This window comes from Ferrimonas sediminum (genome assembly GCF_900100175.1).
Taxonomy (GTDB): domain Bacteria; phylum Pseudomonadota; class Gammaproteobacteria; order Enterobacterales; family Shewanellaceae; genus Ferrimonas; species Ferrimonas sediminum.
The window spans coordinates 92,506-104,441 of the sequence record NZ_FNEM01000016.1 but is presented as its reverse complement, the minus strand read 5'-3'; the positions used below and the strand labels follow the sequence as shown (position 1 = coordinate 104,441).

General features: G+C 58.3%; 10 protein-coding genes. 8 read left to right on the top strand and 2 right to left on the bottom strand.

The window, feature by feature from the left end; all coding sequences use genetic code 11:
- Nucleotides 1-132: 132 nt before the first annotated feature.
- Nucleotides 133-1,725 carry an ABC-F family ATPase gene (locus tag BLT77_RS15935; protein ID WP_090367231.1) on the top strand — a complete coding sequence of 531 codons (1,593 nt, stop codon included), beginning with the start codon at nt 133-135 and terminating at the stop codon, nt 1,723-1,725.
- Nucleotides 1,726-1,770: 45 nt separating this feature from the next.
- On the opposite strand, the gene BLT77_RS15930 is transcribed toward BLT77_RS15935, so the two are convergent.
- Nucleotides 1,771-2,676 (bottom strand): LysR family transcriptional regulator, encoded by a 906-nt coding sequence (locus BLT77_RS15930; protein ID WP_090367229.1) that lies wholly within the window; start codon nt 2,674-2,676, stop codon nt 1,771-1,773.
- Nucleotides 2,677-2,758: 82 nt separating this feature from the next.
- Here BLT77_RS15930 and BLT77_RS15925 point away from each other — a divergent pair, with 82 nt between their 5' ends.
- On the top strand, nt 2,759-3,184 hold the full coding sequence (locus tag BLT77_RS15925; RefSeq protein WP_090367227.1) for a PACE efflux transporter: 426 nt from the start codon (nt 2,759-2,761) through the stop codon (nt 3,182-3,184).
- A gap of 606 nt (nt 3,185-3,790) precedes the next feature.
- Nucleotides 3,791-4,405, top strand: coding sequence for a chromophore lyase CpcT/CpeT (locus BLT77_RS15920; protein WP_176819347.1), 615 nt, complete (start codon nt 3,791-3,793; stop codon nt 4,403-4,405).
- 32 nt (nt 4,406-4,437) lie between these two features.
- On the opposite strand, the gene BLT77_RS15915 is transcribed toward BLT77_RS15920, so the two are convergent.
- Nucleotides 4,438-5,043 carry a response regulator transcription factor gene (locus tag BLT77_RS15915; protein ID WP_425431740.1) on the bottom strand — a complete coding sequence of 202 codons (606 nt, stop codon included), beginning with the start codon at nt 5,041-5,043 and terminating at the stop codon, nt 4,438-4,440.
- A 159-nt stretch (nt 5,044-5,202) separates the two neighbouring features.
- Here BLT77_RS15915 and BLT77_RS15910 point away from each other — a divergent pair, with 159 nt between their 5' ends.
- The 5 genes from BLT77_RS15910 to nrfD all read left to right on the top strand — a co-directional run bounded on the left by BLT77_RS15910 (nt 5,203) and on the right by nrfD (nt 11,934).
- Complete coding sequence (locus tag BLT77_RS15910; protein ID WP_245709974.1) at nt 5,203-7,011, top strand: sensor histidine kinase; 1,809 nt, start codon at nt 5,203-5,205, stop codon at nt 7,009-7,011.
- A gap of 428 nt (nt 7,012-7,439) precedes the next feature.
- Nucleotides 7,440-7,733, top strand: a complete 294-nt coding sequence (locus BLT77_RS15905) for a DUF3144 domain-containing protein (RefSeq protein WP_028114602.1) — start codon at nt 7,440-7,442, stop codon at nt 7,731-7,733.
- Between the two features lie 392 nt (nt 7,734-8,125).
- Nucleotides 8,126-10,405, top strand: coding sequence for a thiosulfate reductase PhsA (phsA, locus tag BLT77_RS15900; protein ID WP_090367221.1), 2,280 nt, complete (start codon nt 8,126-8,128; stop codon nt 10,403-10,405).
- A gap of 12 nt (nt 10,406-10,417) precedes the next feature.
- A complete protein-coding gene (locus tag BLT77_RS15895; RefSeq protein WP_090367219.1) occupies nt 10,418-10,990 on the top strand; it encodes a 4Fe-4S dicluster domain-containing protein in 573 nt (190 codons plus the stop codon).
- Complete coding sequence (gene nrfD / locus BLT77_RS15890) at nt 10,987-11,934, top strand: NrfD/PsrC family molybdoenzyme membrane anchor subunit (RefSeq protein WP_028114606.1); 948 nt, start codon at nt 10,987-10,989, stop codon at nt 11,932-11,934. Before BLT77_RS15895 ends, nrfD begins: the two co-directional genes overlap by 4 nt.
- Nucleotides 11,935-11,936 lie beyond the last annotated feature (2 nt).

Here is an 11,936-nt window from a genome sequence, read left to right as displayed (position 1 = left end):
CGGACAGGAGCTCTGTCAGCCAAAAGCGTTTTTTCCCGCCCTCACGGCCTGATGACGCCCAAAACTTGCACAAACCCTGTCGGACAGGTACTCTGCGGCGTTTTTTCCATTTTCTAGTCCGGGACCACCACCTTGATCATCAGCTCAAACATTACCATGCAGTTCGGCGCCAAGCCGTTGTTCGAAAACATCAATGCCAAGTTTGGCGGCGGCAACCGCTACGGCCTGATCGGTGCCAACGGCTGCGGTAAGTCGACCTTTATGAAGATCCTCTCCGGTGAGCTGGAGCCTTCTGCCGGTAATGTAAGTCTGGAAGCCAACACCCGCATGGCCAAGCTGGGTCAGGATCAGTGGGCGTTCGAGGAATACAGCGTCATCGACACCGTGATCATGGGCCACAAAGAGATGTGGGAAGTGAAGGCAGAGCGGGATCGCATCTACAGCCTGCCGGAGATGTCGGAAGAGGAAGGCATGAAGGTGGCCGATCTGGAGGTGCAGTTTGCCGAGATGGACGGCTACTCCGCCGAAGCCCGCGCCGGAGAGCTACTGATGGGTCTGGGCATTCCCGAGGCGCAGCATTTTGGTCTGATGAGTGCCGTTGCTCCGGGCCTGAAGGTACGGGTACTGCTGGCGCAGGTGCTGTTTGCGGATCCGGACATCATGCTGCTGGACGAACCCACCAACAACCTGGACATCCACACCATTCACTGGCTGGAAGAGGTGCTGAACGAGCGTAACTGCACCATGATCATCATCTCTCACGACCGTCACTTCCTCAACGGTGTCTGCACCCACATGGCCGACATCGACTACGGTGAGCTGCGCCTGTATCACGGCAACTACGACGAGTACATGACCGCCGCCGAACAGGCCCGTGAGCGTCTGCTGGCAGACAACGCCAAGAAGAAAGCCCAAATCGCCGAACTGCAAAACTTTGTCAGCCGCTTTTCCGCCAACGCTTCTAAGGCGCGTCAGGCCACCTCACGGGCCAAGCAGATCGATAAGATTCAGCTGGACGAAGTGAAGGCCTCCAGCCGCCAGTCGCCGTTTATCCGCTTCGAGCAAGAGAAGAAGCTGTTCCGCACCGCCCTGGAGGTGGAAGGCCTGTCTCAGGGCTACGACGAACTGTTGTTCAGCGGTCTGGATTTGCGGGTGGAAGTGGGTGAGCGCATCGCCATCATCGGCCAGAACGGTGTCGGTAAGTCCACCCTCCTCAACACCCTGGTGGGCCAGATGGCGCCGAAAGCCGGTACCATCAAGTGGTCTGAAAACCACAACATCGGTTACTACGCCCAGGATCACGCCGCCGACTTCGAGCAGGAGATGAACCTGTTCGACTGGATGGCGCAGTGGTCCACCGAGGGCGCCGACGAGCAGACCATCCGCTCCTTCCTGGGCCGGATGCTGTTCTCCCAGAACGAGATCAAAAAATCCACCAAGGTGATCTCCGGCGGCGAGCAGGGACGGATGCTGTTTGGCAAGCTGATGATGCAAAAGCCGAACATTCTGGTGATGGACGAGCCCACCAACCACATGGACATGGAGTCCATCGAGGCGCTGAACCTGTCACTGGAGAACTACCCGGGCACCCTGCTGTTCGTGTCCCACGACCGTCAGTTTGTGTCCTCGGTCGCCACCCGCATTATCGAGCTGAAGGCAGACGGCATCACCGACTTCCACGGCACCTACGATGAGTACCTGCGCAGCCAGGGCCTGGAAGGGTAATCCCAACCGCCAAGCCACCAAAAAGCCTGCCGATGCAGGCTTTTTTTATGGTCTGCGTTCTGTGGATCCGCCACCAACCAACAGCCCTTTTAGTTTGTCGCGAAACCAGCTCAACGCCGGTCCATTTCCCGCCCCCGGGCGGGTCACCAGATCCACCGGCACCTGCCACTCCAGAGTATCGGACTGCATATCCAGTGGCACCAACCGCTGCGAAAACGCCGGATCCCGAACCAGATGGCTGGGCACATAACCCCAACCAAAGCCGCGACAGGCCAACTCGGCAGTCATATAGAAGTTGTTGGATCCCCAGCAATCCTGGCTCACCACCGGGAAGTCCACCAGCGGTTTACCCTGGGTGCCGCGAACCTGCAACTGCCGGTGGCCACTCAGACGACTCAGGGTCAGGTTCGGTTCGCCCACCAAGGGGTGGTTCGGTGACACCACCGCCTGAAACGGCAGGCTGCCGATGTAGCTGGCATCCAGCTCTACCGGATAGGGGATCTGCGAAAACATCAGCCCCAGATGAGCCCGCCCCTGATCCACCAAGGACACCACATCCGGGCTGGCCACCGTCAGAAACTCCAGCGAGGTCGAACTGAACCTCTGGGCAAAATCCGCCAGAATGGTTTCCAGCCCTGGCATCATCAACACCTCATCCAGAGCCAGTACCAACTGACTCTCTTCACCGGCACCCAGGCTTGATGCACTGCTTTGCAACCGCTGATGGTGCAGCATCAGCATTTGGGTTTGCTCAAACAGCACCCGCCCCTCGGCCGTCAGCACCGGTGATCGCCCGCTGCGATCGAACAGGCTCAGGTTCAGGTCAATCTCCAGGTTGGCAATGCCCTGGCTGACCACCGACTGCGCTTTTCCAAGCTTGCGGGCCGCCGCTGAAAACGAGCCCTGCTCCGCCGCCGCCACAAACATTCGCAGTTGTTCCAAGGTATACATATCTACAAAACCGATAGTTTCTAACTTTCACCTATCCTAAATGAAAATAAAATAGCCGCATAGAGATTTTCAGGAGCCCATTATGTCTACCAAAGAACGTATTTTTCATTCGCTGATGTTTGAGCTGATTGCTCTGGTTATCGTGATTAACCTGGGCAGCCTGATCGCCGGGGCCGGCCATAGCATGACCTGGGCTGCCATCGCCATGTCGCTGTTGGCCATGGCCTGGAACTACGTCTACAACCTGATGTTCGACCGCTGGTTCGGCAGCAACCGTGAAGCCCGCACACCAATGATTCGCCTGGGCCACGGCCTGGGGTTTGAAGTGGGCTTCATGGCGGTGTCCCTGCCGATGCTGATGTGGATTCTGCAGATGGGATTCTGGCAGGTACTGATGCTGGATATCGGTTTTGTGCTGTTCTTCCTGGTGTATGCCATCGCTTTCAACTGGGCCTACGATATGCTGCGGCTGAAGTTGTTCGGTCCCACTCAGGTTGAAGCCGCATAGCTTGTCACTCAGTACGGCTCACCATTCACGCCCAGGGAGGGGCCTGAACCCAGCATCGAAGCCGGTTTCACAGTAGGGTTTATCCATTTCAGCTTAGATTTCCACCGAAACCACCCCTTTTAAGATCCCACTTACACACCAACACGTGATCATTATCAACCCGGCATTGACACCGCAACAACAAAGTTCACAGAGCCGCAAGCTGGCCACTTTTCAGACTTTTGATTTGCTACTATCTCTCCCTCGCCTTCCCTGTTTAGGCGAAAAGGAGCAATCGTGTCCGTCTCAGAGCCGATCCAAAGGCCCGATACTGACTCGAGGGTACCAGTCAACGGAATCCAGCAGTCAGTGAGCCGGACTCCGATTCGTAAGCCGCCGTTATACCGAATTACTGCTCGCCAACTTATCATCCAATTGGCCAGCTCAAATTATCCAGGCGCCCCCCCGCACAACCCGGTTGTGCGGGGGGTTTTTCTTTCTGATACCGATACCTTTCCCCATGTGCGCTTTGCCGCATAACTCAGATTTTCTGACCACTCCGAGCCCGCAAAGTTGTCACAATGTGTAACAATCCCATCTCAACTTTGATGCATGGAATTGACCTTGATGAAGCCCCTGGTCAGCTTACTGTTGATGCTACCACTGACGGCGACCGCTCAGTCACCGGGCGATCTGCCGACCCTGAGCCTGTGGCTGCAGGGAAACTTCAGCAGCGAGCAACAATCGCAGCAACTGGAAAATTACTTTCACCTGCAACTGCATACGGTGCCCGTCTGGACGGCAAGCAGCAGTGGCCCCTGGCTGTATATGGAACAAGCCTCATTCAAACGGCCGGAGCGCCCCTACCGCCAGCGACTGCTGCACCTGCAGCAAACCGCACCAGGCCAGTTCACCTACACTCCCTATACCCTGAACCAGCCACAACAGTACATGCAGGCGTGGCGCTACCCAGCCCGGCTGGCACCGCTGACCCCGGATCAGATCACCGTGCGAAACGGCTGTGAAGTCTATCTGCACTGGCAGGCCGAACAACAGCGATACCATGGCCAGACCCGGGTCGGCACCTGCGCCAGTAAAATGTACGGCGCCAGTTACACCACCATAGAGATCAGTGTCTACCAGGATAGAATCGTCAAATGGGCCCGGGGCTACGATGCCGACCACAACTTTATCTGGGGCGGCAGTCAAGGGGGTTACCGCTTCGATCGCTTAAGCCAATAAGCCGTGCTCCGGAATCTTTGGTAGGAGTGACCTTACTGCTCCTGCCCCGCCAGCAGAGAGGAAAACTTCAGCAGACCCGCCATGTTGCTGGCGTTGAGCTTCTTCATCACATTAGAGCGGTGCACCTCGATGGTGCGCACCGACACAAACAGGGTATCGGCCATCTGTTTGTTGGTATGGCCATTAATCACCAATCGGAACACCTGTTGCTCGCGCTCGGTCAGTTCATTGAGCAGCGCCAGTTGCTGCAGGTCGTGGTGCAACTTCAGGCTGTGGCTCACACCCCGTTCGATGGCTTCATACAGCGCCTTGCCCTGCACCGGCTTCTGAAAGAAATCGAAAGCCCCGTTTTTGAACGCCTCCACCGCCATCGGTACGTCGCCATGCCCGGTCAGAAAAATCACCGCCAGCGGGCTGTGGGCGTCGTTCAACTTCTGGTGCAACTGCTGCCCCGTCAACTGGGGCATGCGGCTGTCGAGAATGACGCAGCCGGGCTGAGACAAGTCCACCTGCCGCAGAAACTCGGCGCCGCGCTGAAATCCGGTGAGGGTTACCCCGTAGCCCTCCATCAGGAAGCTCAGGGAATCGAGAATGGCGGCATCGTCATCCACCAGGTACACCGGCGTATCGGCACTCAGGGTCATAGAAATTCCTAATACAGTTGTCTCTTATAGAGTGATATCTCAGTTCCATTCAATAAGCGAGATAAAAAGCAGTAACTTTGAATCGGTTCACATTGATTTAACCTCGACCTGCCTTATGGTTAAGCCATTGTCGAACCATTACAAGGTCCCTCCGTGAAACCGCTGCTCCCCCTGTTGTTTGCCCTTACCCTCATCAGCCTGTGTCGCATAGAGTGTGCGTTCGCCCGCCAGAGCGGCGATGCTGAGGAGCAACACCTGCAGGTCGGGGTATTGGCCAACTGGGGCTATCGCCAGGCCGAAGAGCGCTGGAAACCGATGATGGACTACCTGTCGGCCCGGGTCGATGGCGCCCACTTCACCGTCCGCCCCGGCTCATTCGAAGAGCTCAACACCGCCCTTGGCGCCGGCGAGATTCAGTTCATTGTCACCAATCCGGGCCAGTACCTGTTTCTGTCCAATCAATTTCCGCTGTCGTGGCTGGCGACCATGCGTTCGCGCAAACACAACGGCACCACGTACGCCATCGGCTCCACCATCATTGTTCGCGCCGACAGCGACTACCGCACCCTGTACGATCTCAAGGGTAAGGTGATTGCCGCCAGCGGTCGCCACGCTCTGGGTGGCTATCAGGCCACCGTCGGCCTGATGCACAAACTGGGCATGAACCCGGACGACTTCTTCGATGAGGTGAAATTTCTCGGCTTTCCACTGGGGCCGCTGATCTTCCAGGTTCGCGATAAAAACATCGATGCCGCCATCACCCCGTTCTGCACCCTGGAGGAGATGGTGCAAAAAGGCGTCATCCGCATGGAGGACTTTCGCGTCATCAACCCCAGCCGGCCACCGGGCTACGATTGCCAGGTCAGCACCCAGCTGTACCCAAACTGGTCGTTTGCCGCCAGTGAAGAGGTCAGCAGTTCGGTTACCAAGCAGATTACCGGCGCCTTGTACGCGTTGACGCCGGACGATCCGGCCGCCATTCAGGCCGGCACTCTGGGCTGGACCGCTCCCATCAGCCAACTCAAAGTGATTCAGCTGTTCTCCGACCTGCACTATCAGGAGCAGGAAACCAGCAAATGGGGTCAGTTTCTCTCCTGGCTGGAAGCCAACCGAAAGTGGGGCATACTGGCAGGATTGCTGTTCCTGATCGCCACCTTCTACCACCTGTGGGTCGAGTACAAGTTCCGCCAGAAGAGCGACACCCTGGTAGAAACCGAGCGCCAGCTGAAACGCAAAGCGGTACAGCTGGAGCGGCTGCACAGCGCCGCAGTGGTGGGCGAGATTGGCGCCGGGCTGGCCCATGAAATCAACCAGCCCATTGCCGCCATCACCAACTACAGCGAAGGCGGCATCGTGCGGCTGAAGCGACAAACTCAGCCAGACACCGAGATGCTGGCGCTGCTGGACAAAATCAACCAGCAATCCGAACGGGCCGGGGCGGTGGTGCACCGCATTCGCGGCCTGCTGAAACGGCGGGAAACCGTGCTGATGAACGTCAACCTGCTGAGCCTGGTGGACGAAAGTCTGTCGCTGCTGAAGCTGGAGCTGGACCGCCACCACATCGACGTTCGCACCCAGGTCAAAGGCGAACCCTACTTCGTCCTCGCCGACAAGGTCGGCATGCAGCAGGTGCTGATCAACCTGATCAAGAACAGCGTCGATGCCCTGTCTGAGATGGAGGCCGGTCATCACGGCCAGATTGAGGTCAGGCTACAGTTCAGCGACGATGAGGCCAGGCTGCAGGTGATCGATAACGGCCCGGGGTTCGACCAGGATCCCGACTCGATGATCGCCTCGTTCAGTACCACCAAGTCCGACGGGCTGGGGCTGGGGCTGGCCATCTGTTCGGATCTGGTTAAGGAGCAGAACGGCCAGTTCCAGATTCGCAACAACGATCCGGTCCAGGGAGGCTGCAGCGCCGAGATCATCCTGCCCCGGCGCCCGCCGGAACTGCGACCTTAAGGAGGGACTCATCATTAATAAGCACCTCAAAGCACAGCTGGCACAACGGATTCAGGAGCAGATCACCACTCTGCAACAGCAGCTCCCCCGGTGCGACTCAGCCGAAGCGAGTGGCTGCCGCCTGCGCATCGAACGACTGGCTACCGCCCTGAAGCGGTTGCCCTGCCAACACTTTGGCCTGTGCTTCAAATGCGAACAGCCCATTCCATGGTCGCTTCTCCTGGCTTCACCGGAGCGCTGCCTCTGCCCCGGTTGCCTGGAGGACGCCCCGCCCCCCGGCACGGAAAAACCACCGGCTTAAGCAGGAATAGACGAACGCCACCGCGTCCATTATTGTGAACGTCATTACGGTTTCCAGCGGGCAAACGTCCTAGTGTTAGAAACCTGATTGCGATACCCGACCCGCACAACAACAGCGAGAACTACGAATGTCCGATTCCAATAACAGCTTCTACGACCGCGCCAACGCCCATATTCACCTGGCCAACGACCACAACAAAGATCCCAAGGTGGAAGCCGGTGAGGTCAGCGCCTCCTTTATGTGGGGCGTGGCCCGTTACAATGCCTGGTTTGGCGCTGCGGGTTTCAAGACCAAAGAGGAGATGGCGGTCCGCAAGGTCGAGATGATGGAGTACTACATCGAAGAGTATCGTAAGATGCTGGAAGCCAATATGGATGACTACATCGAAAACTTCGACCGCTACATGAAGCCACAGAACTGAGTCACACAACTCCAACACCGGGGCCGACATGTCGGCCCTTTTTTGTGTCCGACAACTCCCATCCACCAGTGACTCAAGCCGCAATTTCGCCCAAAACCACGCCTGGCGCCACTATTGACTCACAATGTGGTTTACCACAATAGACCCGGCGGTGGCGATTAATTAGGCAGTTCAGACCGCTGTGTCCAAGCTCACACTCCCGTTACCAACGGCTGCGATATGTGGTTTACCACAATACCCCCTCAGCCCCTCCCGGCTTAAAACTGATGCTGACAACGAATTGTGGCGCCAACCTGAGACACACAGTAGCCACAGCACAATGACCTATCCATCCGGCCTGGCCGGACACGGCTGACGCCCGTTAAGGCTCAGCATCGAAAAGGGGAATGAAGATGAAACTCGATCGGCGAACCTTTATCAAAGGTGCCGGTGCCAGCACCGCAGGCTGCGCCCTGGCCAGCATGCTGCCAGGCACTCTGGGCGCCTTTGAACAGCCCATGCTCAAAGGCTCCGACAAGGCCATCCACAGCATCTGTGAGATGTGCTCCACCCGCTGCCCGATTTCCGCCCGCATCGTCAACGGCAAGAACGTGTCGATCCTGGGGAACCAAAATGCCAAGTCGTTCGGCGGAGCCGTCTGTGCCCGCGGCGGCGCCGGACACAGCATGCTGTACGATAAGCAGCGTCTGGTGAAACCCATTAAGCGGGTTGGCGCCCGTGGCGAAGGCAAGTGGCAGGAGATTGAATGGGACGAAGCCTACGCCATGATCGCCGACAAGCTGGGTCGAATCAAACAGCAGTTCGGCCCTGAGGCCGTAGCCTTCTCCTCAAAGTCCGGCTCCAACCATAAGCACCTATTCCATCTGGCCAAAGCCTTTGGCAGCCCCAACACCTTCACCCATGGTTCCACCTGTCCATCCGGCTACAAGATCGCCGCCCTGGCGATGTTCGGTACCAAGATGAAGCGGGATCTGGGCAACTCCAAGTACATCATCAACTTCGGCCATAACCTGTACGAAGGCATCAACATGTCCGAGACCCGCGGACTGATGAAGGCCCAGGCCGATCGCGGCGCCAAACTGGTGGTGTTCGAACCGCGCTTCTCCATCGTTGCCGACAAGGCCAGCGAGTGGCATGCCATTAAGCCGGGCACCGATGTCACCGTGGCCATGGCCCTGTGTCATGTACTGATCTACGACGACCTTTACGACAAAGCCTTCATCCAGCGTCACGTCAACGGCTTCGACGCGTTCGCCAAAGAGATGAAGGCCTACACGCCTGAATGGGCCGAGTCCATCAGCGACGTGCCGGCAGAAGACATTCGCCGCATCGCCCATGAACTCGCCGCGGCGGCCCCCCATGCCGTGGTCGATTTCGGTCACCGGGCCAGCTTCACCACCGAAGAGTTTGAACTGCGCCGGGCGCTGTTCGCCGCCAACGTACTGATCGGCAACATTGAGCGCAAAGGCGGCCTGTACGCTGGCAAGAAAGCCAAGACCTACAACAAATTCGCAGGGGGCGACGTCACCCCGGGTCTGTCCAAGCCCAAGGTCAACGGCATGCCCAAACCCACGGCAGCCCGTATCGACTCGGTGGACAAGCAGTTTGCCATGCTGTGGTCCAACGGCGGCATCTACCAGAGTATTCTCGACGCCACTCTGGAAAATAAACCCTACAAGATTCGCGGTTGGGTCATGAGCCGCACCAACCCGATGCAAACCATGACCGACCGAGCCCGGGTGGTCAAAGCCATCGAAGCGATGGAGTTTGTGGTCAGTTGTGACGTCTACGTCAGCGAAACTGCCGCCTACGCCGACCTGGTGCTGCCCGAGTCCACCTACCTGGAGCGGGACGAAGAGATCTTCGACAAATCCGGTAAGAACCCGGCCTATTACGTACGCCAGCCCGTGGTTGAGACCATCGGCGATACCCGTCCATCCTGGCAGATCTGGAAACAGACCGCCGATGCGCTGGGCCTGGGACAGTTCTTCCCCTGGGAGAACATGGACACCCTGCAGTTGCTGCAGGTGAAAAAGGACGTACCACTGCTGCAGCGGATTAAGCAGGAAGGCTACGTCAGCTTCGGCACCCCGCTGATGCTGCGAGAGCCGGCGATGGTGGCCAAATTTGCCGCCACCTATCCCAATGCCCACGCCGTGGATGCCGACGGCACCTACGCCAGCGCCATGAAGTTCAAGACCCCCAGCGGCAAGATTGAGCTCTCCTCCGACAAGGTGGAAGCGATGGCCCCGGGCCGAGGCGTGATCAAGTATCGCGAAGTCACCCTGAAGAAGGCCGACGAGCTGTTCTTCATTCAGGGAAAAACCGCCATTCACACCAACGGCGCCACCCATAACGTGCCTTTCCTGGCCAACCTGATGTCCGATAACGCCGTGTGGCTGCATCCGCTGACCGCCGGCCTGTTGGGGATTCAGAGTGGCGATGCCATTCGTCTGCACAACGATGTCGGCAGCGAAGAGGGCACCGCATTGGTGACCCCGGGCATCCGTCCGGACACCGTGTTTGCCTACATGGGCTTTGGCTCTAAAAACAAAGAGCTGGCCCGTGCCTATGGCAAAGGGGTGCATTGCGGCAACCTGTTGCCACACGTAACCGCTCCGGTTGTGGGAATGAACCTGCACACCACCGGCGTGAAAGTGGAAAAGATCTAATCGGAGTTGGTCATGAAAAAACGTTACGTAATGGTGCACGATGAAAACAAGTGCATCGGTTGCCAGGCTTGCAACGTAGCCTGCCGCAGCGAAAACAGCATTCCGGATTCAGTCACCCGGCTGCAGGTACGCATTGAGGGGCCCGTGGGCAACTTCCCGAACCTGCATTACAACTACAGCCGCGTCTCTTGTCAGCAGTGCGAAGACGCCCCCTGCGTCAAGGTGTGCCCCACCGGCGCCGCCTACGTCGGCGACGATGGCATCATCACCATCAACAAAGACAAGTGCGTCGGCTGCCAGTACTGCATCGCCGCCTGCCCCTACAAGGTGCGCTTCATCAATCCCGACACCCGGGTGCCGGACAAGTGCAACTTCTGTAAGGACACCCGCCTGGCCCGGGGCGAACAACCCGCCTGTGTCAGCGTCTGTCCCACCCAGGCACTGGTGTTCGGCGACGCTGCCGATGCCAACAGCGAAGTCAGTCAGTTACTGGATACCCGTCCGAACTACCAAGAGAAGGCTCACCTGGGCACCAAGCCCCGGGTCTACCGCATTCCCGGCACTAAGGGAGGAATCAAAGCATGAACAACGTCTGGGGCTCTATGGAGCAATACGATCCGGTCGTCTGGAACTGGATCATCGCCGTCTACCTGTTTATGGCCGGTCTGTCCGCCGGTTCCATGCTGGTCGCCATCGGTCTGCGCTGGTACAAACAAAGCCGCGGTCTGCCGGTCGATGGCCTGCCGGTAATCAAGGCGTCGGCCATCATCGGTCCGGCCGCCATCTGCGCCGGCATGGCGCTGCTGGTGCTGGACCTGACCAAGCCGTTTGAGTTCTACCTGATTTTGCTCAACTACAACCTCACCTCGGTGATGGCCTGGGGGGTATTGGTGCTGCTGGTGTACATCCCGCTGGTGTTCATCTACGCCGCGCTGGTGTTTGAAAAACCGCTGCTGTCGGTAATGCCCTCCCTGAAAGGGCTGCTGGGCTTCTGCCGCTCCATGGAGAATGGGCTTAACAAACTGATTTTCGCCCTGGCCATCGGCGTCGGTGTCTACACCGGCTTCCTGCTGTCGGCGATGATCAGCTACCCGATCCTCAATACTGCGGTATTGCCGGCACTGTTCCTGGCCTCGGCACTGTCGGTGGGCTCGGCGGGCAACATCCTGGTAGCCACGCTGTTCTTCAGCAAGAAGCCGTCAGACTGCATCGAGCAAGTGCACCGCATCGAGTATCCGGTGGCGTTCAACGAAGCTCTGTGCCTGGTGCTGCTGTTTGTGGGCCTGAACTTCTCCGGTCCGGCAGCGCAGGCGGCCACCGCCGCCATCAGTCATGGTGTCTGGGCTCAGGTGTTCTGGATTGGCGTGGTAGGCCTGGGCCTGGCGGTGCCGGTCGTGGCCAACACCTTTGCGCCCAAATCCTGGAAACACACCAAGCCGTTTCTGATTACCGTCTCCTGCTGCACCATCATGGGCGTGCTGGCACTGCGCCACTTCGTGGTGTACGCCGGCCAGACCTACATCAGCTAACC